28 protein-coding genes and 1 pseudogene are annotated in these 21,999 nt (G+C 70.4%); 15 read left to right on the forward strand and 14 right to left on the reverse strand.

All coding sequences use genetic code 11. The features are described 5' to 3' along the window. Positions 1–53: 53 nt before the first annotated feature. On the forward strand, positions 54–602 hold the full coding sequence (locus F4559_RS03930) for a hypothetical protein (protein ID WP_184666210.1): 549 nt from the start codon (positions 54–56) through the stop codon (positions 600–602). On the opposite strand, the gene F4559_RS03935 is transcribed toward F4559_RS03930, so the two are convergent. Next, positions 591–1,385 carry a hypothetical protein gene (locus F4559_RS03935; protein ID WP_184666211.1) on the reverse strand — a complete coding sequence of 265 codons (795 nt, stop codon included), beginning with the start codon at positions 1,383–1,385 and terminating at the stop codon, positions 591–593. The two genes, F4559_RS03930 and F4559_RS03935, sit on opposite strands and share 12 nt — an antisense overlap. A gap of 78 nt (positions 1,386–1,463) precedes the next feature. After that, positions 1,464–2,183, reverse strand: coding sequence for a phosphatase PAP2 family protein (locus tag F4559_RS03940; RefSeq protein ID WP_184666212.1), 720 nt, complete (start codon positions 2,181–2,183; stop codon positions 1,464–1,466). Positions 2,184–2,422: 239 nt separating this feature from the next. On the opposite strand from F4559_RS03940, the gene F4559_RS03945 reads away from it, so the two are divergent. Further along, on the forward strand, positions 2,423–2,656 hold the full coding sequence (locus tag F4559_RS03945; RefSeq protein ID WP_312865469.1) for a hypothetical protein: 234 nt from the start codon (positions 2,423–2,425) through the stop codon (positions 2,654–2,656). 63 nt (positions 2,657–2,719) lie between these two features. Beyond that, positions 2,720–4,369 (forward strand): serine/threonine-protein kinase, encoded by a 1,650-nt coding sequence (locus F4559_RS03950; RefSeq protein ID WP_184666213.1) that lies wholly within the window; start codon positions 2,720–2,722, stop codon positions 4,367–4,369. A 15-nt stretch (positions 4,370–4,384) separates the two neighbouring features. On the opposite strand, the gene F4559_RS03955 is transcribed toward F4559_RS03950, so the two are convergent. Together F4559_RS03955 and F4559_RS03960 are read right to left on the reverse strand one after the other, a co-directional pair. After that, positions 4,385–5,227, reverse strand: a complete 843-nt coding sequence (locus F4559_RS03955; RefSeq protein ID WP_184666214.1) for an NAD(P)H-binding protein — start codon at positions 5,225–5,227, stop codon at positions 4,385–4,387. Then, positions 5,224–5,580 (reverse strand): hypothetical protein, encoded by a 357-nt coding sequence (locus F4559_RS03960; protein ID WP_184666215.1) that lies wholly within the window; start codon positions 5,578–5,580, stop codon positions 5,224–5,226. Before F4559_RS03960 ends, F4559_RS03955 begins: the two co-directional genes overlap by 4 nt. 109 nt (positions 5,581–5,689) lie before the next feature. On the opposite strand from F4559_RS03960, the gene F4559_RS03965 reads away from it, so the two are divergent. Continuing rightward, positions 5,690–6,553 (forward strand): LysR family transcriptional regulator, encoded by an 864-nt coding sequence (locus F4559_RS03965; protein ID WP_376774622.1) that lies wholly within the window; start codon positions 5,690–5,692, stop codon positions 6,551–6,553. Positions 6,554–6,589: 36 nt separating this feature from the next. On the opposite strand, the gene F4559_RS03970 is transcribed toward F4559_RS03965, so the two are convergent. Beyond that, positions 6,590–7,030, reverse strand: coding sequence for a hypothetical protein (locus tag F4559_RS03970; protein ID WP_184666217.1), 441 nt, complete (start codon positions 7,028–7,030; stop codon positions 6,590–6,592). A gap of 43 nt (positions 7,031–7,073) precedes the next feature. On the opposite strand from F4559_RS03970, the gene F4559_RS03975 reads away from it, so the two are divergent. After that, a complete protein-coding gene (locus F4559_RS03975; protein WP_184666218.1) occupies positions 7,074–7,364 on the forward strand; it encodes a DUF6959 family protein in 291 nt (96 codons plus the stop codon). A gap of 63 nt (positions 7,365–7,427) precedes the next feature. On the opposite strand, the gene F4559_RS03980 is transcribed toward F4559_RS03975, so the two are convergent. Genes F4559_RS03980 through F4559_RS03990 form a run of 3 tightly spaced genes read right to left on the reverse strand, consistent with a single transcriptional unit; the run spans position 7,428 to position 9,491 of the window. Beyond that, positions 7,428–7,886, reverse strand: coding sequence for a carboxymuconolactone decarboxylase family protein (locus F4559_RS03980; RefSeq protein ID WP_184666219.1), 459 nt, complete (start codon positions 7,884–7,886; stop codon positions 7,428–7,430). A gap of 16 nt (positions 7,887–7,902) precedes the next feature. Then, entirely contained in the window at positions 7,903–8,379 is a 477-nt protein-coding gene (locus tag F4559_RS03985) for a carboxymuconolactone decarboxylase family protein (RefSeq protein ID WP_184666220.1), read from the reverse strand. Then, positions 8,376–9,491: a serine hydrolase domain-containing protein gene (locus F4559_RS03990; protein WP_184666221.1), complete on the reverse strand. Its 1,116-nt coding sequence runs from the start codon at positions 9,489–9,491 to the stop codon at positions 8,376–8,378. Before F4559_RS03990 ends, F4559_RS03985 begins: the two co-directional genes overlap by 4 nt. Before the next feature lie 128 nt (positions 9,492–9,619). On the opposite strand from F4559_RS03990, the gene sigJ reads away from it, so the two are divergent. The 4 genes from sigJ to F4559_RS04010 all read left to right on the forward strand — a co-directional run bounded on the left by sigJ (position 9,620) and on the right by F4559_RS04010 (position 12,897). Next, entirely contained in the window at positions 9,620–10,504 is an 885-nt protein-coding gene (sigJ, locus tag F4559_RS03995; protein ID WP_184666222.1) for an RNA polymerase sigma factor SigJ, read from the forward strand. A 234-nt stretch (positions 10,505–10,738) separates the two neighbouring features. After that, positions 10,739–11,335, forward strand: a complete 597-nt coding sequence (locus F4559_RS04000) for a dihydrofolate reductase family protein (protein WP_184666223.1) — start codon at positions 10,739–10,741, stop codon at positions 11,333–11,335. Between the two features lie 27 nt (positions 11,336–11,362). Then, the gene (locus F4559_RS04005) at positions 11,363–11,686 is read left to right on the forward strand and encodes a YciI family protein (RefSeq protein ID WP_184666224.1); all 324 of its coding nucleotides are present in this window, start codon (positions 11,363–11,365) and stop codon (positions 11,684–11,686) included. Then, positions 11,683–12,897 (forward strand): RNA polymerase sigma factor, encoded by a 1,215-nt coding sequence (locus tag F4559_RS04010; protein ID WP_312865470.1) that lies wholly within the window; start codon positions 11,683–11,685, stop codon positions 12,895–12,897. The genes F4559_RS04005 and F4559_RS04010 overlap by 4 nt, the downstream gene beginning before the upstream one ends. Here the strand turns inward: F4559_RS04010 and F4559_RS04015 are convergent. Next, positions 12,869–13,150 carry a hypothetical protein gene (locus F4559_RS04015; RefSeq protein WP_184666225.1) on the reverse strand — a complete coding sequence of 94 codons (282 nt, stop codon included), beginning with the start codon at positions 13,148–13,150 and terminating at the stop codon, positions 12,869–12,871. The genes F4559_RS04010 and F4559_RS04015 overlap by 29 nt on opposite strands. A 260-nt stretch (positions 13,151–13,410) precedes the next feature. Between F4559_RS04015 and F4559_RS04020 the strand changes: the two genes are divergently transcribed. Both F4559_RS04020 and F4559_RS04025 read left to right on the forward strand, forming a co-directional pair. After that, a complete protein-coding gene (locus F4559_RS04020; RefSeq protein ID WP_184666226.1) occupies positions 13,411–13,815 on the forward strand; it encodes a hypothetical protein in 405 nt (134 codons plus the stop codon). A gap of 157 nt (positions 13,816–13,972) precedes the next feature. Then, complete coding sequence (locus tag F4559_RS04025) at positions 13,973–14,140, forward strand: hypothetical protein (protein ID WP_184666227.1); 168 nt, start codon at positions 13,973–13,975, stop codon at positions 14,138–14,140. Positions 14,141–14,448: 308 nt separating this feature from the next. Here the strand turns inward: F4559_RS04025 and F4559_RS04030 are convergent, their stop codons facing one another. The 3 genes and pseudogenes from F4559_RS04030 to F4559_RS04035 all read right to left on the reverse strand — a co-directional run bounded on the left by F4559_RS04030 (position 14,449) and on the right by F4559_RS04035 (position 15,819). Then, positions 14,449–14,739 carry a DUF4342 domain-containing protein gene (locus F4559_RS04030; RefSeq protein WP_184666228.1) on the reverse strand — a complete coding sequence of 97 codons (291 nt, stop codon included), beginning with the start codon at positions 14,737–14,739 and terminating at the stop codon, positions 14,449–14,451. A gap of 256 nt (positions 14,740–14,995) precedes the next feature. After that, a pseudogene (locus F4559_RS36880) lies at positions 14,996–15,146 on the reverse strand (transposase); the annotation flags it as partial. Positions 15,147–15,237: 91 nt separating this feature from the next. Next, entirely contained in the window at positions 15,238–15,819 is a 582-nt protein-coding gene (locus F4559_RS04035) for a snapalysin family zinc-dependent metalloprotease (protein ID WP_184666229.1), read from the reverse strand. Positions 15,820–16,027: 208 nt separating this feature from the next. Between F4559_RS04035 and F4559_RS04040 the strand changes: the two genes are divergently transcribed. The 4 genes from F4559_RS04040 to F4559_RS04055 all read left to right on the forward strand — a co-directional run bounded on the left by F4559_RS04040 (position 16,028) and on the right by F4559_RS04055 (position 20,281). Continuing rightward, positions 16,028–16,312, forward strand: coding sequence for a hypothetical protein (locus F4559_RS04040; protein ID WP_184666230.1), 285 nt, complete (start codon positions 16,028–16,030; stop codon positions 16,310–16,312). Between the two features lie 1,466 nt (positions 16,313–17,778). Continuing rightward, entirely contained in the window at positions 17,779–18,888 is a 1,110-nt protein-coding gene (locus F4559_RS04045; protein ID WP_184666231.1) for a NucA/NucB deoxyribonuclease domain-containing protein, read from the forward strand. Positions 18,889–18,976: 88 nt separating this feature from the next. Further along, positions 18,977–19,474, forward strand: a complete 498-nt coding sequence (locus F4559_RS04050; protein WP_184666232.1) for a hypothetical protein — start codon at positions 18,977–18,979, stop codon at positions 19,472–19,474. 456 nt (positions 19,475–19,930) lie between these two features. Beyond that, positions 19,931–20,281, forward strand: a complete 351-nt coding sequence (locus F4559_RS04055) for a hypothetical protein (protein WP_184666233.1) — start codon at positions 19,931–19,933, stop codon at positions 20,279–20,281. A gap of 562 nt (positions 20,282–20,843) precedes the next feature. On the opposite strand, the gene F4559_RS04060 is transcribed toward F4559_RS04055, so the two are convergent. Both F4559_RS04060 and F4559_RS04065 read right to left on the reverse strand, forming a co-directional pair. Continuing rightward, positions 20,844–21,050, reverse strand: a complete 207-nt coding sequence (locus F4559_RS04060; protein WP_184666234.1) for a hypothetical protein — start codon at positions 21,048–21,050, stop codon at positions 20,844–20,846. Positions 21,051–21,060: 10 nt separating this feature from the next. Then, positions 21,061–21,987 carry a sugar phosphate isomerase/epimerase family protein gene (locus F4559_RS04065; protein WP_312865471.1) on the reverse strand — a complete coding sequence of 309 codons (927 nt, stop codon included), beginning with the start codon at positions 21,985–21,987 and terminating at the stop codon, positions 21,061–21,063. Between the last annotated feature and the right edge of the window lie 12 nt (positions 21,988–21,999).

The raw sequence follows: 21,999 nt of genomic DNA on the forward strand, positions 1-21,999 counted from the left end.
GGCGTCCCGGATGCTTGGGGACGATCAGCCCCACCGACAGGGAGCGTGATGCGATGGACACCCCGGAGATCCTCCGAAGATCATTTCCGGACTGGGACGTGGAGACCGATCATCCGGCCGCGTACGTCTCCGAGACCGGAGACGCGGTGCAGGCGCTGATGTACTCGTACCTGATCTGGCCGGCACTGATCGAGCGCCACGGCGCCGTGTTCCTGGCTCTCGACGGCAACGAGAGCGAGGACTTCGCGGAACGGATGGGACGTCCGACGCCCTTCGTACACCCGGACTGGCCCGCGTTGTCGTGGGTCGACTACGTGGCGAGCTTCAACTTCTACGAGGTGCCGCACCTGTTCCGCATGTTGAGAGGTCCGGCGGAGGTCTACGACCCGAGCCACGAAGCGTTGGGCGTGGTTCTGCGGGAGGCCTGGGCAGCGCGTCTGGCCGCCGCGTACCCGGACCGCCGGTTCGCCGTCGACCTGCTGGAGAACGACGGCACGATGGCGCTGAGGATCGTGGTCCGCCAGACGTTCCCCGAACTCGTCGCACCGGAGGGTTACGACCCGCGCAGGCGGGGGATCATCGCAGGTCCGTCAGGCGCGTGAAGACCCGAACGGTGCCGCCGCCTGGACGTCGTCGAGCCGCAATCGTCCTGCCTCGGCGGTGAGTTCGGCGACGAACTTGTCACCGGCGAAGCCCAGTACCACGCATGGGATCACCTCGAGTCGAGCGGCCGTCGCCCACCGAAGGGTTCTGGCCGCCCGCCGGTAGCTCTCCATGGTCGTCCAGGCGATCTGCTCCGACGAGGTGGCGCAGACCGCTTCGTCTTCGGGGCCGGCCACTTCGAGTACCAACCGCCCGAAACCGTCCGGCAGGCTGCGGAAGGCGCAGCGGGCACGCCACCGCCGACCGGGCGACGACTTCCACGGACCGGTCCACGTGAACGTGAAGTCCGCCGACTCGACCGCTTTCCGCGCCCGCTGGAAGGCGTCAGGTTCCCACCCCCGCAGCGTCGCGACCCCGAGAGCGGCTTCATGTACGGCGTCCAGCACCACCCGTTGCCGGTCGCCGAGTGGCCATGCGGCAAAGCCGGTGGGCACGCGTACGGTCGCGTGCTCGTAACCCTCGGGACGGTCCGTCGAGGTCGGCGACAGCACGCCGGCGTGCCCGTCCCCGGCGGCCGGCGTGTCCGGGTGGACGTAGTCGCCCACGAAGATTCGCAGGGCCGACACAGCGTGCCGCAGGTCGGCCTCGGCGAGGTGGGTGCTGTACAGGTCGCAAATGCCCCTGGAGACCTTGGCGAAGTCGTCCGCGTCCGGGTCGTCGATCCACGGACGGCTCCAGCCTCCGGCCACCGGGTACACCTCGACAAGTCGGAACCGGGGCATGCGTCCACCTCGCAGTGGTCCGGGATCGGGGTCCGGTTCGGGACGATCCCACCGCCGACGCACGTCCGCCGGACGAACTCAGGCGCTCGTCCGCTTTCTCACCAAGGTGGTCAAACCGATCGAGACTCCCACCAGCGTGACACCCGCCACGATGTCCACGACGTAGTGGTGTCCCGTGACCAGGACGACCAAAGCGGTCAAGAGTGGGAACACCCACGCGAACAAAGACAATCGCGGAGCGCGTTCACGCAGCGCACTCCACACCGCGTAACCGCACCAAGTCGTCCACGCGACGTGCATGCTCGGCATCGCCGCCAACAGGTTCACGCCGGGCCGGGGAATGCGGGACTCCGCGCTGAAAAGGATGTCGTACGTGGCCATGTAGTCGACGATGCCCGCCAGGGCGAACCGCGGCGGCGCCTCCGGGTACAGCCACACGAACGGCAGGTCCAGCAGCATCGTCACCACCAGGACGGTGCGCAGTCGGCCGTACCGCGCCGGTCGGGTGAGGTAGAGCCAGATCAGGACGACCGGCACGGCCAGGATGCTGAGCCGGTAGAAGTAGCCGGTCGCGTGGATCGCCACCGGGTGGTCGAGCATCGCCTGGTTGAGCGGGTACTCGATCGCGATGTGCAGGAACCGCTCCAGCCGCTGGACGCGCAGGGCGTTGTCGGTCGCCGCCGGATCGCCGCGGTCGACGGCGGCCCGGATCAGACCGAACAGGAAATACCCGGCGATCAGCAGCGGGACTTCGAAATACCACAGGGGACGTTCGCGTCGGACAGCTAAGAGCGGCATACGCGACAAGGTACGCGCGAAGTGGAATGCGCAGGACGGAAATGCGCACACCGGCGGCGGAATAAGATTTGTGTGAAACGGATTGTCGGCGGACGGGTCGAGGCCGGTGAGTTCGACGGACGCGGTCCACAGGTCGGCGGCGAGCGCGGTGCCGACCAAACACCCTGTGGGACTTCCTGGCCACGCGCGGACCGTTCGCGCCCGCACCCGACCCCCGGACGCGCCGGATCACCGCGCTCGTGGTCGCCACACCGGCGCTGCGGAACTACGCCAGGACACTGTGGACGGGCTGCGAGACGACGCTCGCGCACGTCATCGCCGAGCAGACCGGCCGTGCCGCCGACGACCTGTCCCTGCGCCTGCTCGTCCGCTACGTCCTGGAGATCCCCGACCTCGCCGGCACCGAACCGGACCCGACAGCCGCGCTCGACACCGCCTTCGCCCACCTCGGTCGCGGCTGGCCGGACCTGTAGCGCGCACCCCTTTACCTGCGCATGGCCGCCCGGCCGCCGCCGGTCGGTTGCTAACGTGGCGCGGTGTCTGAGCGAGAGCACACCGGACGGATCCTCGACGGCCGGTTCGAGCTGCTGGGTCGACTGGGCAGCGGCGGCATGGGGACGGTGTGGCGTGCCCTCGACCTGGGGCTGCACCGCGAGGTGGCCATCAAGGAGGTCCGGCCCGCCGACGCGGACCAGATCGAGAGCAACCCCGCGATGGCCGCGCAGCTGCGCGAACGTGTGCTGCGCGAGTCTCGTGCGCTCGCCCGGCTGCAGCACCCGAACGTCGTGTCGATCTACCAGATCATCGAGTCGCCCGACTCGCCGTACCCGTGGATCGTCATGGAGCTGGTCCGCGGCACGTCCCTGGACGCGCGGCTGAGGGAAGGCGTCCTCACCCCGGCCGAGGCGGCGAGGCTCGGGCGCGACGTGCTCGCGGCGTTGCGCTCGGCGCACTCGGCGGGCGTGATGCACCGCGACGTCAAGCCCGGCAACGTGCTGCTGCGGACCGACGGCAGCGCCGTGCTCACGGACTTCGGCATCGCCGCCCTGCACGGCTCGACCCAGCTCACCGCGACCGGCGACGTGATCGGGTCCCCGGAGTACATCGCGCCGGAACGGCTGCGTGGCGACGAGACGCAGACCGCGTCGGACCTGTGGTCGCTCGCGATGCTGCTGTACGTCGCCGTCGAGGGCATCCACCCGATGCGCCGGGCGACCACGATGGCGACCCTCGCCGCCGTCATGACCGAACCCGTCCCGCCGCCGCGCCGCGCGGGCGCCCTGGCACCGGCGCTCAACGCGGCGTTGCGCGCCGACCCCGCCGGCCGGCCGACCGGCGACGTGCTCGACCAGATGTTCGCGGCGGCCGAACGCGACCAGGCACCGCCCCTCGGCCCGCCCACCCCGGCGGGGTTCCCGTTCCCCGGGCCGCCGAGCGGACCCCAGCAGCCCCAGTACGCCCAGTGGCCGTCCGGTCCGACCTCGAGACCGAGCATCCACCCGCCGTCCTACCCGACGCCGGTGCCGCAGACGCCCAAGCGGCGGACGGGTTCCGTGGTGTTCTCGCTGATCGGCGTGATCGCGGTCGTCGCGGCCACGCTGCTGGTGATCAAGCTGGTCGAGGGCAAGGGGACGGACAACGGCGCGAACCCGTCGACCGGGTCGACCGCCGCCCCGCAGAACGGCGGCCGGACGGACGTCGCCCTGCCCACCGGCCCCAAGACCACGGCCGCCACGCCCGCGAAGGACGACCTGCTCACGCCGGCCGGCGCCCGCAAGGTCGTCGAAGCGCTGAGCAAGGTCATGGGCGGCACCAAGGTCACCGACCTGACGCTGTGGTCGGAACGCGCGTCGGCCGTGGCCCCGACGGCGGCGGTCGAGAACGGCTACGACAATTTCGCGTACTCGAACGGCAAGGCCACCAGGCAGGGCCCGAAGGGGGTGGACGCCGACGAGGTGACGCTCGACCTGAACGACGTGAACTGGGACGCCCTGCCCGCGCTGTTCGACCAGGCGAACAAGGAGCTGAACGTCCCCAATCCCACCATGCGCTACGTCATCATCGACACCGGCCTGATCGACAAGATCGCGACGGTCCGGGTCTACCTGGCCAACGAGTACGGCGGCGGCTACCTGCGGGCCAACCTCAAGGGCGAGGTGGAGAAGGTCTACCCGCTCGGCAAATGAGCCGACGGAAAGCCGTCACGCCGTGGAGTCGGTCCTGATCGGACCGCCGAACGCCCCCGCGTGCTCGGCCATGAAGTCGTCCAGCCGCCGCGGCGGACGTCCCAGCAGTCGGGCCACGGTGTCGTTCGGCCGCTCGGGGTGGGTGGTGGCCAGGCGCTGGATCTCCACCACGTGCTCCACCAGCCAGTCCGGCGCACCACGCAGGTCGGCACGCAGTTCGTCCGGGGTGACGGTGACGCACCGGGTCGGCCGGCCCGCGGCCGTGAGCCGCGCCGCGACCTCCGGGTAGGAGACCGCCTCGGCGCCGGTGAGCAGGTGCGTCCCGGTGATCCGGCGGGTGAGGGCGGCGACGGCCACGTCCGCCACGTCCCGCGCATCCACCATGTTCAGCGGCGTGTCGCCGGTCGCGGCCGGGAACCAGCCGACGGCGCGGACGCGCTCGGCGTGGAACAGCAGGTTCTGGAAGAACGCGTACGGCCGCAGGAACGTGTGCGCGATCCCCGACGCGCGCACCGCCTCCTCCACGCGATGGTGCAGGCGGGCGATCGCGACCGGCGAGTCGGCGGCGGCCGACGGCGCGGACAGCTTCACCAGGTGGTCGACGCCCGCGCGGGCGGCCTCGGCGACCACGCCGAGTTCGATGGCCTCCTGGCGCGGTCCGTTGCCCATGGCCAGGAACACGCCGGACACGCCCGTCAGCGCGGCCCGCAACGGGCCGGGGTCGGCCGCGTCGCCAACGACCTGCTCGACGCCCGGCGGAAGGCCGCCCGGTCGGCGGACGAGGGCCCGGGTCGGTACGGACAGGGAACGCAGGACGGCACGTCCGGTGGTGCCGGTGCCGCCGATGACGAGGATCATGATTCCTTCTTCCGGTAGGTGCGTGCGGCCGTGATGACGCCGCCGAGCGCGGCCGACGGCACGGCGTCGAGGAACAGGGTCGGTGCGGCCAGTCCGGTGTGGACCAGGGCGAGGCTCGCCGCGAACGCCAGACCGGCGCACAGCACGGCGGCGAGCAGCATGCGGACGACCCGCCGACCGCCGCGTGGCGCGAAGGTGACGGCGAGCGCGGCGAGTGCCGAGGGGACGGCGATCGTGGTGAGCGAGGCCGCCGCCAGCCGGTGGTCGTCCAGGGCGAGCGCGCTCGCGTAGCTCATGGCGGCGGGCATGACGTACGCCGGGACGACGTTCGCCACCAGGGTTGTTCGGGGCACGGGTGCGCTCCTTGTTCCGTGGGACGCCTCCGACGCTATGAGCGTTGTCCGAAGTGCACTAGTGACCGGAATCTGAACGGACTGTTCCGCTGGTGGAACAATGGTGCCCGTGGAAGAGTTGGGTGACGTCGCGGTCTTCGTCCGCGTGGTCGAGGCGGGGAGCTTCTCCGCCGCCGCGAGGGTGCTGTGGATGCCGAAGTCGTCCGTGAGCCGCCGGGTGGCCCGACTGGAGAACCGGTTGGGCGTGCGGCTGCTGCACCGCACCACGCGGTCGCTCGCGCTGACCGACGCCGGACGCGCCTACCACGCGCGGGTCTCGGTGGCGTTGGCCGAACTGGACTCGGCGGCCGGTGCGGCGGCCGACAGCCGGGAGGCGCCACGCGGCGTCGTGCGACTGGCCGCGCCACCCGACGTCGGCGCCGAGGTGCTGCCGGAGCTGCTGGCGGCGTTCCTGGCCCGGTACCCGGAGGTGCGCGTGGAGGTGGCGCTGTCGCCGTCGGCGGACCTGGTGGAGGGCGGGTTCGACCTGGCGTTGCGCGGCGGTGCCGGGGGACGCGGCGCGACCCGCCTCCAGGACACCCGGTTCCGGCTGTTCGCGTCGCCGGTCTACCTGGCGCGCAAGGGGAATCCGCAGCGACCCGCCGAGCTGGAAGGGCACCTGTGCCTGCGGTTCGGCGACGTCGACCGGTGGCTGCTGCACGGGCCGCGCGGAGAGGTGTCGGTGGCGGTGACGGGACCGTTGGCGGCCGACGACCTGTCGTTCGTGCGGCGGGCGGCGGTGGCCGGCGCGGGGATCGCGCTGCTGCCCGAACCGTCCGTGGCACCGGCGGTGCGCGCCGGTCTGCTGGTGCCGTTGCTGCCCGACCACCACGCCGAGGGCCGGCCCCTGCACCTGGTGGTGCCGTCGGACCGGCACCTGCCGTCCCGGGTGGCCGTGTTGCGGGACTACCTGGTGGCGAACTTCCCCCGGTGAGCCGGGACTCGGGGAATCCCGTCTCTCCCGGGGAGTTCAGGCCGGGACCCAGTGGTCCGTCCGCCGGTGCCGCCCGAGCCCGACCGCGTCGAACTCGTCGACGTGGTCGCCCTTCACCGCACCGAGCCGCCGAAGGGCCTGCGAGATCGGACTGCCGGCCTCGGGCGTAGGTTCGCCCTCGGCGGCGTGCAACGGACCGAGGACCACCTCGCCGAGATGCCACACCTGCGCGTACTGCGTCCCGAGCCCACCGAAGAAGTCCGCGTCGACATGCGCCACCGGACCGTTCGCCGACCACGCCGCCAACCTCCCGGCGAACCCGGCCTGCTCCTTCCGGAACCCGGCCTCGAGGACCGGATCGGTCAGGGGCAGCAGCGAAAGACCTTGCCCGAGGTCCACGATCCATGCATGCTCGACCGAGTCGGCCAGTCCACGCAACGTCTGTCGGTCGGCGATGACCGCTTCCAGGTAGTACATGACCGCCATTCTCCCCTGGCCGCGTCCGTTCGAGGAGGCAGTGGTGACTCTGGGTGTGAAGCTCCTTTCGGTGTCGGGGAACTACGCCGTGGTGCACCTCGACCATCGGAACTTTCCCGCGTTGGCGATCCAGGGCGATTCGCTGAAGATCCTCCAGGAGGCCGTCGAGGAGTTCGCGGAGTGCTGGGACGGCGGCGACGTCGACGACGCGCGATACGCGTTGGCCGAGGTGTCCGAGACGATCCGGGGCATGCTCCTGGTGTACCAGGAAGCGGCCCGTGAGCAGGGCTTCGAGCTGCCCTACTTCCCCGGAGGGCGACCCGGCCGGCCATGACCGTCCACTTCGGACTCCGGTTGCACGGCACCGGCGCTCGGGCCGCCGGTGCCGTACGTCCGGTCAGGTGCCCGGACCCCAGGTCGTCCCGGCCGGCTCCTTGATCACGTTGTTGACGGTGTTGAACAGGTTCCCGGTGGCGATCCACAGGATCAGCACCGCGCGCTGCCGTTCGTCGTAGTGCGCGACGACCTCGTCCCACAACGCGTCGGAAACGGCGTCCGACGACCGGTCGTTCATCCGCGCGACGGACTCGGCCAGCGCCAACGCCACCCGCTCGGCCGCGGAGAAGAACGGCGACCCGCGCCAAGCCGCCACCGCGGCCAACCGGTCGTCGTCCACACCGGCCTTCCTGGCCTCCACGACGTCCGCGTGCAGACAGGCACTGCCGCCGTTGACCTGGCTGCCCCGCACGGCGGCCGGCATCAGGGTCTCCAGCGGCACGACGTCCTGCCGGACGGCCCGCAGCAGAGCCCCGATCGCCTGCCCCGCCTCCGGGATCACGTAGGCGGGATTGGTCATCCGCGCTCGGCTCACCTCAGTCCCGCCACTGCTCGGCGGCCGACACCCCGGGAACCGGCTTGCCGATCAGCGCGAGCGGGGTGAAGAAGCCGACCTGGCCGATCACCACGGCGAGGGTGGCGAGTGCCTGGTCGTCGTAGTGCTCGGACGCCTGGGCGTACAGCTCGTCGGAAACCCTTTCGCCGTAAGGGTTCGGCGTGAGCACGGCCTCGACGAGCGCCAGCGCGACCCGTTCGGCGGCGGTGAAGGACGACGTGTCACGCCACGACGCCACGGCCGTGATGCGGTCCTCGTCCTCCCCGGCCTTGCGGAGGTTCCCGGTGTGCAGGACGGTCAGGTAGGTGCTGCCGACGATCTGCCCGGCACGCAACTGCACCAGGCCGATGGTGACCTGGGGGATCGAACCGTTCCCCGTCGCCTTGAACAGGGCGCCGCCGATCTGCCCCAGTTCGGGGACGAGCCGGGCGGGGTTGGGCAGGCGGGAAATGCTCATGGGTAGACCTTTCCGTTGTCGTCTACTGCGCCGACGGCCGCGCGGTGGACCGCGGCGACCAGCCGGTCGTGTTCGGGGTAGGACCAGTCGACGGAGAACCGGCGCCGGACGTAGCCGAAAGCGATGCCGGAGAGCGGGTCGGCGAACGCCTCCGAGCCTGCGGAACCGTTGTGGCCGAAGGCGTCCGCACCCAGGAACGGGTAGCGCAGACCCTTCGCCTGGAACCCGAGCGCGTACTGGCCGGTGCCGGTGACCAGATCGCGGCCGGTGGAGTGGAGCGTGGTGAACTCGCCGAGGGTCTCGGGTCCGAGCAGCGGCCCGAAGGTGGCGGCGGCGTACATCGCGGCCAGCCCACGCGCGTTGCCCACGCCGCCGGCGGAAGCCTGGCCGAGCGCACGCACGCGTCGGGTGTTCAGGAAGGCCACCTGGTCCAAGCCGAACCCGTAGCCCATCCCGACGATGCTGTACGGGCTCGGCAGGGTGGCCAGGAACGCGGTGAGTTCCGCCGGACTCGCCGAACCCGGGAGCACGTCGAGGTAGCGCTCCTCCAACGCTTCGGGCAGCCCGAGGTACAGGTCCAGCCCGTAAGGCGCGCGTATCCGTTCCTCGTAGTGCTCCTGGAGCGACCGTCCGGTGGCGAGGCGCACCACCTCGCCGACGATCGCGAACGTCACGAACCCGCCGTAGCCGTAGGCCGTGCCCGGCCGCCAGTACGGGCGCCGGTCCGCGAGCCGGCGGGCGGTCTCGCGGTCGTCGGCGAGTTCGTCGGCGCTCAGGCCGCCGATCAGGCCCGAACGGTGGGTGAGGACGTCCCGCAGCGTGATCCGGCCCTTGCCCGCCGCGGCGAACCGCGGCCAGTAGTGGGCGACGGGCAGGTCCAGCTCCAGCACGCCGTCCTGCACGAGCACTGCGACCACCAGGGCCGTGGCCCCCTTGGTCGAGGAATAGACACCCGTCAGGGAGTCACCGGCCACGTCGCCGGTCCACAGGTCGACCACGCGCCGGCCATGCAGGTGGACGGCCAGTTGCGCGTCCTGGGCCACGGCGGCGAACTCGTCCCGTACGGCCTCGAACCCGTGGGCGACCGTCCCGTGGACCTCGCTGTCGCTCATCGTCGGCGCTGCTCCGATCATCGTCTCGGCGATCCTTCGCAGCCCTGACGCACGGACCGCCGAGAATGTGACCGGTCACGTCGCCGACGTCCCGTTCGTCAAGGGATCGACCGTCGAAAGGACGACCCGTGACCGACTGCCTGGCCCGGCGATTCGAGGAACACCGCACGCACCTCAAGGCGGTGGCCTACCGGATGCTCGGCTCGCTGACCGACGCCGACGACGCCGTCCAGGAAGCCTGGCTGCGGCTGGACCGCACCGGCACCGCGGAGATCGACAACCTGGGCGGCTGGCTGACCACGGTCGTCGGCCGGGTCTGCCTGGACATGCTGCGCGCCCGACGGCTGCGCCGCGAGGACCCGCTGGACGCCCGGCTGCCGGACCCGGTCGTCGACGACGACGACGGCGCCGACCCCGAGCACCGAGCGCTGGTGGCGGACGCCGTAGGCCTGGCGCTGCTGGTCGTGCTGGAGTCGCTGAACCCGGCCGAACGCCTGGCCTTCGTCCTGCACGACCTGTTCGGCCTGCCGTTCGAGCAGATCGCCCCGATCATGGACCGCACGCCGGTGGCGACCAGGAAACTCGCGAGCCGCGCCCGCCGACGCGTGCGGGGCGCGACCCCCGTCCCGGACCCCGACCCGGCCGCGCGACGCCGCGTCGTCGATGCCTTTCTGGCCGCCGCACGCGGTGGCGACCTCACCGCCCTGATGGCCGTCCTCGACCCGGACGTCACGCTGCGCGCCGACGGCGGCAAAGCCCTCCCGGGCGGCATGATGGTCCTGCACGGTGCCGACGCCGTGGCCGGCCGGCTGGCCACGTTCCACCGCATGGCCACCAGCACGACGACCCGTCACGCACTGGTCAACGGCACGGCGGGCCTGGTCAACACCGCGGCGGGGGAGCTGGTCTCGATCATGAGTTTCACGATCGCCGAGGGGCGGATCGTGTCGATCGACATCCTGTCCGACCCCCACCGGCTGGCGGAACTGGACCTCTCCGACCCAGGCCGCTGACCTCCGGCAGGAACCCGGGGAGTGCCACTGCGCCAGGTCGAACGCCTCGGTGCGAAATTCCTGGAGCTGGTGTGGCACGACGGTCGATCCCGCCGACGGGCACGGCCGGTGTGACGGCCTCGCGGGACGTTCTTCGAAGAAATCCGCGGGCGGGTGTCCGATCGGGGTGGTGGCGTTCGTAGAGGGGGTGAGGCCGTCCACGGGAGGCGGCGCCGAGACGAGGGAATCGCGACCATGAAGCTGACGACCATGACCCAGGTGACCGTCGACGGGGTGCTGCAGGGCAACGGTGCCACCTCCGACGACCCCAGAAACGGCTTCGAGCGCGGCGGCTGGGCCATCGGTCGGGGGGACGACGAGACCCACGCGTTCATCAACCGGACCTACGCGCGGGCCGACGCGTTCCTGTTCGGTCGGCTCACCTACGGGCTGTTCGCGGGCGCGTGGGGGTCCTGGGCGGAACAGGACGTCCCCGGCTGGGAGCCGGTCCTGCGCGCGTTGAACACCCGGCCCAAGTACGTCGTGTCGAGCACGCTCACCGCGCCGACCTGGTCGGGCACCACCGTCCTGTCCGGCGACGTCGCCACCGCCATCGCCGCCCTGAAGGCCGTGCCCGGCGGCGAGTTGCAGGTGCACGGCAGCGGCGCGCTGGTCCGGTGGCTGCTGGCCAACGAACTGGTCGACGAGCTGACCCTGCTGACCATCCCGGTGGTCCTCGGCCAGGGCACGCGGCTGTTCCCCGACGAGGGGCCCGACCTCGCGCTCGACGTGGTCGAGTCACGCGTGGACTCGAAGGGTGTGACGATCCAGGTCTACCGCCCGCGGTACTGAAGTCCCCGACAACGGCAGGAGATGGGCATGCGGTACCTGGTTTCCGTCATCGACGACCGGGAGAACCCCGGCAGCACCGACCGGCGGCCCGCGATCAGCGAGTTCAACGAACGGCTGATCGCCGAGGGCTACTGGGTCTTCGCGGGCGGGCTCGCGGACACCGACACGGCCACGGTCGTGGACAACCGGGGCGAGCAGGTCGTGTTCAGCGACGGGCCGTTCGTGGAGTCGAAGGAGTACCTCGCCGGGGTCTGGGTGTGGGAGGCGCCCGACCTGGACGTGGCGCTCAAGCTCGCCACCGAGGCGTCGCGGATCTGCGACCGCAAGATCGAGGTGCGGCCGTTCCGGTGACCGAGGCGGCGGTCGTCCGTGCCCACCGGGAGGAGTGGGCACGGCTGGTCGCCGTCCTGACCAAGCGCTTCGGCGACCTCGACGTCGCCGAGGAGGCGGCGGCCGAGGCGTTCGCGACCGCCGTCGAACGGTGGCCGGTCGCCGGCGTGCCCCCCAACCCCGGTGCGTGGCTGACCACCACGGCCAACCGCAAGGCCATCGACCGACTGCGGCGTGAGAGCAGACGCGACGACAAGCACGGGGAGGCGTTGACGGTGCACGACGACGACGCGCCCGTCGGCGCCATCGACGACGACCGGCTCAGGTTGGTCTTCACCTGCTGCCACCCGGCACTGGCGATGGACGCCCGCGTAGCGTTGACGCTGCGCATGGTCGGCGGCCTGACCGTGCCCGAGGTCGCCCGCGCCTTCCTGGTGGCCGAAAGCGCCATGGGACGGCGGATCACCCGCGCGAAAACCAAGATCAAGGAGGCCCGCATCCCCTACCGCGTGCCGGCCACCGAGGACCTCCCGGCCCGGGTCTCCGGCGTGCTGGCCGTGCTGTACCTGGTGTTCAACGAGGGCTACCTGGCCACCGGCCCCGACACCGACCCGGTACGCCAGGACCTGACCGCCGAGGCGATCCGCCTGACCCGCCTGATCCGCGAACTGCTGCCACAGGACGGGGAGGTGACCGGCCTGCTCGCGTCGATGCTGCTCACCGAGGCCCGCCGCCCCGCCCGCGTATCGGCGACCGGCGAACTCGTGACGCTCGCGGAGCAGGACCGAGGAGCCTGGAACACGGACCTGATAGCCGAGGGCCACGGACTGGTACGCGAACGCCTCGCGACCGGCGAACCCCCAGGCCGCTACCAGCTCCTCGCCGCGATCAACGCCGTCCACACCTCGGCCCGCGACATCCGCGACACCGACTGGTCACAGATCCTCGCCCTGTACGACCACCTCGCCCGCGTCGACCCGTCACCGATCGTCGCCCTCAACCGCGCCGTCGCCGTGGCCGAACTGGACGGCCCCGAGGTAGCCCTGACAATCGTGGACCGCCTCGAAAACACCCTGTCCGGCTACCACGCCTACCACGCCACCCGCGCCGACCTACTCCGCAGGCTGGGCCGAAGTGGACAGTCGCGCGCGGCCTACGACAGGGCCATCGACCTGGCCGGCAACACCGCCGAGACCGCCCACCTCACCCGCCGCCGCGACCAACTGCGATGACCGGAACTCCGTGCACCTCTTCAAGGCCGTCCTGAAGTTTCGTCCAGCCATCGGTCCGGTCGGCCCAGGCAGCGCTCTCGAAGAGCTTTCTCTTGGCTTCCGACAGGGTCATCCCATGGAGCCTTGTCAACACGCGGACGCACTCCATCGGCGAAAATTCCCCCATCCGCAACCGATGCGGCACTTCGTCGCTGTCCGGCAGGTCGGCAATCCCGCTGCGGGCGATGAGGCCGTCAAGGGCTGAACGGTCCACGCCGGCCTCCGGAGGATGTCAGGGACACGCAGTGCCGATCTTCCCCGACTCGTGTGCTCGGCGTGGCGAACCTCGGACAGTCGCGACATCGTGTTCACCGTGACGCGGTCGAAGTCCGGAACGACCTCTCGGCGGCGTGCTGTGCGCCGTGCTCGACCACACGGTGGCGGATCGCGTCCTCGCCGTCGGCGCGGCCGGCATCGGCGCACGGACACCGGCCGGGCCGCACGTCCTATCGTCTACTTCCGGAAGGCGATCCGATGACGCTGGTCGAAGAGATCTACGTCGAGGACAGCCTCGGTGTGGCATCCATCGAACTTCCGAAGGGCTTCAAGCCGAAACGCCCGCACGGAATGCTCGTGGGTGTCACCGCCCAGTGGGTTGCCTCGGCGTCGGACGACGACCGCCGCGCCGTCGTCGCCGCCGTGATCCGAGCACTGCCCGGAGTGGTCGACCCCTGCGACGAGGAGAACTTCCTCCGGCAGGTGGGTTCCGATCAATGGTGGCTCGGTCAGGTCGTCCTGCGACTGGAATACCGCGACGGCGAGATCCTGCTGCTCCCGGGCTCGGACGGCGACTTTCTCCACGTCGTCCACCCGGCGGATTCCCGTGACGTGAGCACGGTCGTGACCGAGGTCCTCCGCCGGTATGCGAGCGGTGCATGAGGGGCTCGTCGATTCCCGCGGCCAGGTACCGCACGACCAGTGCCGGATCGGTGGTCGCGTTCGTGGAGGGAGTGAGGCGCACGACCGGGCGGTTCGGGAACGAGCACTACTTCCGGAATACGATCTACCACCTGTTCACGAACACCAGGAGTTGGCCATGTCCGACAGTCGCATCGGCGAGTACCGGCTCAGGCGCCGGCACGCCGGCGTCGGCCAGGTCCGCCGTCCGGACGCGGCGGACCTCGCGGTGGCGGACGCGTTCGGCGTGGCCGATCGGCTGCGACCGGTCTTCCGCCAGAGGTGGACTGTCGACGTCTCTTCTTGAGGTCCACGCGACCGTTTCCGAAGGCCGGCAACGTCCGAGCGCTCTGCCGATCTGCCACTCGGCGGCCGTGGGCGCTGGACGACCTGCCGCTGGGCGCGTTGCGCCGCCGTTCGCGGGAGATCGACGCCGAGCGGACCACCGCCTCCGGCAGGGGCGACGTCATGAGCCGATGGACGGCGAACAGCGCCGGGTGCGGGGAATCCTCAGCCGCTTCGGCCGATCGCGATCCGGCAGCGTGCTTCGAACTGGCCCGGCCTGGTCCGCTCGCGGTTCCGTCGGCTGGATGTCGAACGGCGCGTCGGTGGCGACTACGCCTGTTCGGCGTCGACCGTCGTCGCGGGCGGATTGCTGGGCTGCCGGCGGTTCTCGAGCGTGATTCCACACCGACCGGCCAGCGCGACACCGGCGCCGATCGTGGCGGCCACCGGAGCGGCCAGCACGGCGACGACCCCGAGGGCCACGGGCACCTCCAACACCACGTCGTTCTTGCTGTCCCGCACGACCACACGACGGTTGATGCCCTCGTCGACCAATCCGCGAACGGCATCGACCACGGCGTCGACGGCGCTGCGGGAGGACTCGGGCTTGAACTCGCTCATGACTCTCCTCGGACTGCGGATGTCTTTGACACCTCCAGAGTGCCCGCGATCGGGCACCCTGCCATCGGGGTTTTCCCTGACCCGTGCCGGACTTTTCCCCGGGAACATGTTCGGCGTCACGGCCCGGGTCGTCGTGATCCGCCCGGCGGTCGGTCGATCGATGGGTGGCTCGGTCGCCCAGGGTCAATCGAGCGGTTCTGTCGTTGACACGCAATCAACGACAGAACCACACGAGCGGTGTAACCCGGGTTGAAGAGAAGGCCAGGAGCGGCACGAACCAGGCGTTGTCCCAGAGCCGGACGATCGCCGGGTACCGGGCGTCCCAGGCGTCGGCGAACTCCGCGAAGCGCTCCTTCGCGGCAGCGTCGGTCGGGGGCGGTGTAGACCGGCATCAGCACGTCGGCCACCCGCCGGATGGTGATCCCGGTCGACCCTGTTCCGGCGCGAACTCCGTTGCCCGTCTCAGCCGCCTTGACAGTCAGGCCCTGACCACATGGCCTAGAACACGAAGCAGTCGGCGAAGGCGGATTCACGCGAGTCCCGAGCGAGGGCCGCGATTCCACCACCCGCGTTGCGCTCGACCTGTGCCGCCTCGGTGGAGTGCGGCGTGGTCGACTTGCAGGACACCGGCGAGCTGTGGCCCGACATCAGGTAGTCGCACCGGCCGTTGCGGTTGTCCGGCAGGCCGAGGATGTGCCCCAGCTCGTGCGTGGCGATCCGCGGCGGGTAGAAGCCGTCGTTCACGGCTTCGCGGCCCATGTACACCGTGCCCCGGCCGAAGCCGGACTGGTAGGTGCGCGGCCAGCCGTTGTCCGCGTACACCCGGACAGCCGCGTTGCCGCCGGTCGCCGGCTTGAGCTGGACGTTGCGCACGGCCTTGTTCCACGCCGCCGCGCCCTCGTCGACCGCGGCCTTGAACTCTTGAGCCTGGCTCGCGTCGTAGTAGACGACGCGCACGGCGGTAGGCGCCGGCGCCGCGACAGCCGTGCCACCGCCGAACCCCTGCACCAGGGCGAACGACAGCACCAGCGTGAAGGCCGCCGCCAGCGAACCGGCGGTGCGGCGAAGGGTCGTTGTCATGGGTCACCTTTCGATCTGTTGCTTGATCCAGGTCGTATGCCGCGCGATGCCGGTGCGGAGGGTGCCGGCGCGCTCACCACCGCGGTCTCCCGGTCCAAGTCGACGGTCACCGCGGACACGCGGGTCGGAAGAGTCACCGCCCACGAGGCGGGAGTCGCCGTACGGCAGCCGGGGGAATCCCGGCTCGTGCGGCATCGGACGAGGAGCCGTGCGGTGGCGCGGGGTGCGGGCCGACGCCGCGGCCGCGTTGTGGACCGGCGTGGGCAGGCGCGTCAGCGTCGGGTCGGTGCCCGGCTTGGTGATCCGGCCGACGCGGCGCCTCAAGCTCCGGGAGGTCGAGCCGCCTCGGCCCGCGGACGCTCCGCCGTGGTGGCCGGCGGTCACGATCCACCGGGGAGCCGCCGCGGCTGTCGTCCGGGTCATCGCCCACGGATGGGTCACGGTGGCGTTGCCGCCGCCGATGACGCGCGGAGGGGCTCGCTCGCGTCGGTGAGCGACGCGTGGACAGGGTGGAACGGCCGCGCGGGCGGCCGACAGTGCCTTGCGCATCGAGGTCTTCCGATCAGCGGCGTCTCACCGCGTGCGGGAACGAGCAGGCAGGGTGTGCTCGCGTCGTGGTACCGGCGCCACCTCCTCGGGCGACGGGCCGGCGCGGTGCGACCGCTGATCGTGGCCGCCGCATTCCGGCGGTGGCCCAGGATTCTCCTCGCGCCGCTCCGCCACGCGGAACCTACTTTCTGCTTGATTCTCCCGAATCGCGGCGTCGGCGGCGTGTTCGACGACGGTGTGCGCCCTGCTCGGCTGCCGATGCCGGCGGCCGGAGTGGTCCGCGTGGACGAGAAATCCCGAGGTATTTCGGGTGATTCGGGCCTTTTGGTGGATGCGTCAAGAAAACGGTCGCGAACGTGGTGACCAACGCGATCGACGGTTCGACCGAATTGGTCGACTTCGCCGGCGCGTGCACCGCCGGGGTCGGGTCGGGGCACCGCGAGCACCATGGGAACGCGTTCGATGTGGACCAAGGATCCGATGGGATCCGCCGGGCCAGGTCGGTGACGGTCCACCGGGGCCGCCGGTCCGAGGTCGATCATCGCCGCGCCCGGCAGGGTGCCGACCGTGACCACACACTCGTCCGGTCCCGTGATCCGACCTTTCGACGTCCGCGCGGACAGGGCGAATGCCGTTACCCGGGTCCCGTCGATCAGTATTCCCTGCCATCTCGACTTGCCATTTTAGATTCACCCGTTCGGGCGTGTATTTGTTGCTGATTTTCCGATCTAATGGCAGTGCGTCGTCATATTGGCGACACGAGGGGAATTCGGGTGTTCGGGGGAACATTTATGAATTGCCGATGAGGAATTTCCGGCTGTGCGGTCGCATGGCATGCGCGCGGAAAGTGCTCGCGCGAGGCGCGCTGTAGCGTCCCGAAATGCGCCGATTATCCGGTGGCGTGCCGTCTCTCCGGCCTGTTCCACCATGTCCGGCATCGTGTGGCACGCGCTTCGCAATCGTCGGATCGGAAAGGTGGTCCGGCGGAACCGGGCGGGTCCGAGCCGGCCGGGTCGGTCGACGATGACAGCGAGTCGGCCGGCGACGTGGACACCTGCGCGTCGAGTACCACCGAAGCGGGGCAGTGCCGCCGTGCGGATCGAAAGGGTCGTGCGGGAGAGCATGGCCACGTCACTCCCTCCGTCATCACGTCGAGGACTCTCGGCGTCGGGAGATCCCGCCGTGCGGCGATGTGCCCGGCGTGAGCGCGGCCGGCTGCACAGCTTCCTCGGGCTGATCGCGGTTCGGTCGACCACGGTCGAGCACACCGGTAAGGCCCGACCCGCGCACGTAGGGGAGCGGTCTGGTGCTCGCCCACGCGCAAGCGGCGGTCGGCGACACCCTGTTCAACCCGTCTCGTGAGCGCTCCCGGGGTTCTTCCGGGAGCACCAAGAAAGGGATGGTCATGGCGTGAAAAGGATCATGAGGGCCGCGTCCACAGTGGCCACGACCGGAATCCTGCTGCTGGGGGCGGGAATCACCGCACACGCGGACACCTCGTCCCACACCATCGAGTTCGGCACACCGGAACAGGTCACCAGCACGACCGAAAGCTCTACCAGCGCGCTACCCGAAGCCACAGTGGACTGCGGCATCGGCACCACCGTCCACAACCGCGTCACGTCGTGCTCCAACTACCGTGTCCCGGTCCAGTTCTTCGTGAACGAGCAGCCGTACGGAACCGCCACGCTCTACACCAAGGCAACCGCGCAACTGGACCCGCGCAACCGCTACGAATGGCACCAGAAAGTCGAACTGCGCCTGGTCGACCCGTCCGTGCCCGAGGCGTGGCTCGTGTCCGCCACCGTCAGCCTCGACTGCAACTACTGTTCCGCGACTCCGGGCGGCACGAAGGTGCTGATCCCGTACACGACGCAGACGTTCGACATCACGGTGTCCTCCCCGGGCCGGGACCTCGTGAACGACTCGATCCGGCCGCGCGGCACCTTCACCGCACCCCGCTTCGACCAGGGTGCGGCCTACCTTGGCGACGTCTTCCGTCCGCGCTGCGACAACACTCCCCGGGTCACCCCCCGGACCACGGGCGGTTGCGTCTACCCCGACGTGCCCCCGATCTGGCAGATCGACGTGACCAATCCGCGGGTGGACGCCGTCGGCTGGCACGTGCTGTGGGCGCAGAACAACCTCCAACACCCCTGGGGCAAGCCCCGCGCCGGGTGGGACCTGCACCGCACCTTCGACCAGACCCTCATCGGCGCCAACCGGGGCGTGGCCTGCGGCCCCGACGTGCCTCGGCCACCGGGACGTCCCGACCTGTCCTGCGACGAGTACCCCTTCGCCCAGTCCACCGAAGGCGCTTCCCGCAATCCGGACTACTCCTGCCACTTCCTCGACCGCAACGACAACTCCCGCGAGGGATCGTTGCGCAAGGCGTTCCTCAACAGCCTGCGGACCCTGGAAGGTGACGCCTTCCAGGTCGACGTGATCAACGTGCCCGCCGACCGGCAGGCGCCGCCCGACGTCACCCCGCGCGGCCCGGTCGGTTGCGGACACGACTGATCCGGCGTCGTCCTCGACACACCAGCGGGTCCGCACCCCATGATGTGGGTGCGGGCCCGCGCCTGTGCGGCCCGGAAAGGAGAACCCGGTGCCCATCGTCCTGCACCGCACCGCCGAGGTGTTCGTCGACGCTTCGACCGTCGATCTCGTCGGTGAGTCCCTTGTCGCCGAATTCGAGCCCGACTGGAACCTCAACGGCCTCGCCGAATCCGACCCCGACGGCGAGGGCGTCCGTATCATCTGCGGCCAGGAAACCGGCGTCGTCGACGTCACCTGCGAACTGTGGGACCAGCCGGCTCCCCTCCAAGCGGCTTCCTGGCAGGACATCGCCGAGATCTCCGCCCACTGGACCTCGTCGTACCTCGATTTCGGCACCACCACCCAGGACGACCCCGCCTGCCGACTGCCGCTGCCGGCCGCCGGTTCCTACCGCGTCCGCGTCCACGGCACCCACCGCGACGGCGACGACCCGCGGCCGGACTCCGCACCCCGCGAGACCTATCTCGTCCAACTCTGGGCGGCGCCGCCCGACGGGCCCACCTCGCTCAAGTCGACCAGCGCCTTCGCCGCCTCCTGGCGTGCCTGACCTCACCGGGTGCCCGGGACCTGTTTCGAGACTGGCACGCAATCGGTGACGGCGTCGAGTGGCAAGTCGCCGTCACGATCTTGTCGATTCCCTTGTAGGACGGTGTTCTCCGGACGGTTGTCACCAACGCCGAGGCCATCCGCCCCCGTGGTGCGGGCTGAGGACCAATGGCACCCAGCAGGTCGTCCGGCGGCGCGAACGGTCCCGCGCACAGGCCGGCGCCAACACCCATCCGGAGACCAAGCGCACCTACCGGCTGCGGTCCTACTTGTTCTGCGAGATCTGCGGTCGTCGCATGTTCGGCAAGACGCGCCGCCAGCGCGCGCACTACGCCTGCGCGCAGAAGGGCCACGTCCCCGAGGGACGCCCGGACAGCCTGTGGGTGCGCGAAGTCGCGCTCCTCGACGGCCTCAACGAGTTCCTCAGCCACCACGTGTTCGGGCCGTACCGACAGGAGTGCTCTCCTCGGCCCCGCATGACCTGGACAAGCAGACCGAGCAGAACCGCCACGAGCGAATCGCAGCGATCAAGAAGGCGATCGCCGACCTCGACGCCCGGAAGAAGCGCCTGATCCGCACCCTCGAAGTCACCGGCGACGATGACGAAGTGCCCGACCAGGAGTTCATCCAGGACAACAAGAACCGTCACACCGAGATCAAGGCGGAACGCGCCAAGCCGGCCACCGAACTGGAGACCCTCGAAGAGCAGGTCAACGACCAGCAGAACCCCTACCTGCTCCGCTTGCTCCCCGTTGGCGCCTGCGACGGGACTGTCAAACGAGCGGCTCTGGCGCATTTCCGGTGGTGACGGTGGATAGCCGGCCGGTTCTGATCCTGTGATGGGTACCGATCCCCTTGCAGGGACGGCATTTCCGGACTGTCGGTTCCGGTCGTCGGGTGCGTGACGGAGGGCGGTGGTCGCGATCCGCATCCGGGCTGTGGCGTGCCGTCCGGTGCCCCCGGGCTGCGATGACGAAGGCGTCGACAGCCCGAAAGCACCTTGCTGCACCACCAGGGTCGCCGCCACCGCACCCAGGGCGAGCGCGGCCAACACGGTGGACCTGCCCTCGTAGGTCTGTCCGATGGCGCTCAGCTTCGACCAGTCCCGCCCACTCGTGCGGTCCAACACCCCGAGGGCCAGCGGCGACAGCGCCACCGCCACGAAGGCGAAACCGGCCGACACGACCGCCGAGACCGCCAACAGCACCTTCCGCCGTGCACCGGGTCCAGTCACGTTCGGGAAGTTGTCGCCCTACGACCGCCGACGGCGCGGAGTTTCCGCCTGGCGACCCGCCGACGACGACCTCCGGCCGGTCCGCGAAGAGCCACGCTCGTGGGAAGGCGGCGAGGCCGCCTTCCCACGAGCGGACCTACTCGGACCGGGTCGGAGTGGTCCTCCGGTCGCGCCGACGCGGGCCGTCGTCCGGAGGCCACCGCGGTTTGATCAACAGCAGCCGCAGCACCCGGCGCGCGTCGGACCGTCGTCGGTCGTCCTTGGCCAGGGTGGCGACCGCCGCGGACAGCAGCAACGCGGCGGTGTAGGCGATGCCGACCGTTTCCACCAGCACGGGAACCATGGCGCCGGTACTACGGCCGGACCATCGGGCGGAGGGTGTCGCGCGCGATCCGCAGACCGGTGAGCACACGGTCCTCGGTGCCGCTCCAGACCGGGTCCTCGTGCTCGACCGCGACGGCACCGGAGTACCCGGCGACGTGGAGGGCGTCGACAACCCGCGTCCAGTCGATGTCGCCCAGGCCCGGGACCCGGTAGGTCCACCACCCGGAATCCCACGGGTCGACGCGCTCGGTGGCCCGACCGTAGACCCCGTACCGGTCGATCCGGTCGTGGTGGACCTGGGTGTCCTTCGCCTGGACGTGCGCGATCCGGTCGCCGTACCGGCTGATCGCGGTCACCGGGTCGATGCCCAGCCACACCAGGTGGGACGGGTCGTAGTTGAGGTGGAAGCCCAGTTCGAACATCCAGTCCCACAGCTCCGGCGAGTAGGCCAGGTTGCCCGGGTACCCGTCGGGGTGCCAGCCGGGCATCGGGCAGTTCTCGACGGCGAGCGCGACGCCGTGCTCGGCGGCGTACTTCGTCAGCGGCGTGAGGACCCGCGCGGCGATGTGCTGGTTCTCGCTGACGGTCTTGCCGGGGTCCCGGCCGACGAACGTGCCCACGCAGCCGACGTCCAGTTCGGCGGCGGCCCTGACGCAGGCGCGGAGGTGCTCGTGGACCCGGTGCCGCTCGGCCTCGTCGGGATGCAGGTTGTTGTCGTAGTAGCTGATCGCGGAGATGCCCAGCCCGTGTAACGCGAGCAGGGCGCGGGTCTCGTCGACCAGTCGCTGGTCGAGGTGCGCGACGTCCAGGTGGTTGGCGGTGTGTTCCCGGCTGTGTCCCGGCCAGGCGGCGATCTCCAGCGCGTCGTAGCCGTTGCCAGCGGCCCAGTGCGCGATCCGGTCCAGGCTCCGGTCGCCGAGGCACGCGGTGAGAAAGGCGAGTTGCACGTTGATCACTCCTTGGGAGCG

Source organism: Saccharothrix violaceirubra, assembly GCF_014203755.1.
Taxonomy (GTDB): domain Bacteria; phylum Actinomycetota; class Actinomycetes; order Mycobacteriales; family Pseudonocardiaceae; genus Actinosynnema; species Actinosynnema violaceirubrum.

Bases quoted from the DNA above. Each gene is read 5' to 3' on its own strand.
- F4559_RS03940 (WP_184666212.1), bottom strand. From the start codon at position 2,183: ATGCCGCTCTTAGCTGTCCGACGCGAACGTCCCCTGTGGTATTTCGAA.
- F4559_RS04060 (WP_184666234.1), bottom strand. From the start codon at position 21,050: ATGGTTCCCGTGCTGGTGGAAACGGTCGGCATCGCCTACACCGCCGCG.
- F4559_RS04025 (WP_184666227.1), top strand. From the start codon at position 13,973: ATGTCCGACAGTCGCATCGGCGAGTACCGGCTCAGGCGCCGGCACGCC.
- F4559_RS03955 (WP_184666214.1), bottom strand. From the start codon at position 5,227: ATGATCCTCGTCATCGGCGGCACCGGCACCACCGGACGTGCCGTCCTG.
- F4559_RS04020 (WP_184666226.1), top strand. From the start codon at position 13,411: ATGACGCTGGTCGAAGAGATCTACGTCGAGGACAGCCTCGGTGTGGCA.
- F4559_RS04035 (WP_184666229.1), bottom strand. From the start codon at position 15,819: ATGACAACGACCCTTCGCCGCACCGCCGGTTCGCTGGCGGCGGCCTTC.
- F4559_RS03935 (WP_184666211.1), bottom strand. From the start codon at position 1,385: ATGCCCCGGTTCCGACTTGTCGAGGTGTACCCGGTGGCCGGAGGCTGG.
- F4559_RS04005 (WP_184666224.1), top strand. From the start codon at position 11,363: ATGCGGTACCTGGTTTCCGTCATCGACGACCGGGAGAACCCCGGCAGC.
- F4559_RS04030 (WP_184666228.1), bottom strand. From the start codon at position 14,739: ATGAGCGAGTTCAAGCCCGAGTCCTCCCGCAGCGCCGTCGACGCCGTG.
- F4559_RS03980 (WP_184666219.1), bottom strand. From the start codon at position 7,886: ATGACCAATCCCGCCTACGTGATCCCGGAGGCGGGGCAGGCGATCGGG.
- F4559_RS03985 (WP_184666220.1), bottom strand. From the start codon at position 8,379: ATGAGCATTTCCCGCCTGCCCAACCCCGCCCGGCTCGTCCCCGAACTG.
- F4559_RS04000 (WP_184666223.1), top strand. From the start codon at position 10,739: ATGAAGCTGACGACCATGACCCAGGTGACCGTCGACGGGGTGCTGCAG.
- F4559_RS03930 (WP_184666210.1), top strand. From the start codon at position 54: ATGGACACCCCGGAGATCCTCCGAAGATCATTTCCGGACTGGGACGTG.
- F4559_RS03970 (WP_184666217.1), bottom strand. From the start codon at position 7,030: ATGTACTACCTGGAAGCGGTCATCGCCGACCGACAGACGTTGCGTGGA.
- F4559_RS03990 (WP_184666221.1), bottom strand. From the start codon at position 9,491: ATGAGCGACAGCGAGGTCCACGGGACGGTCGCCCACGGGTTCGAGGCC.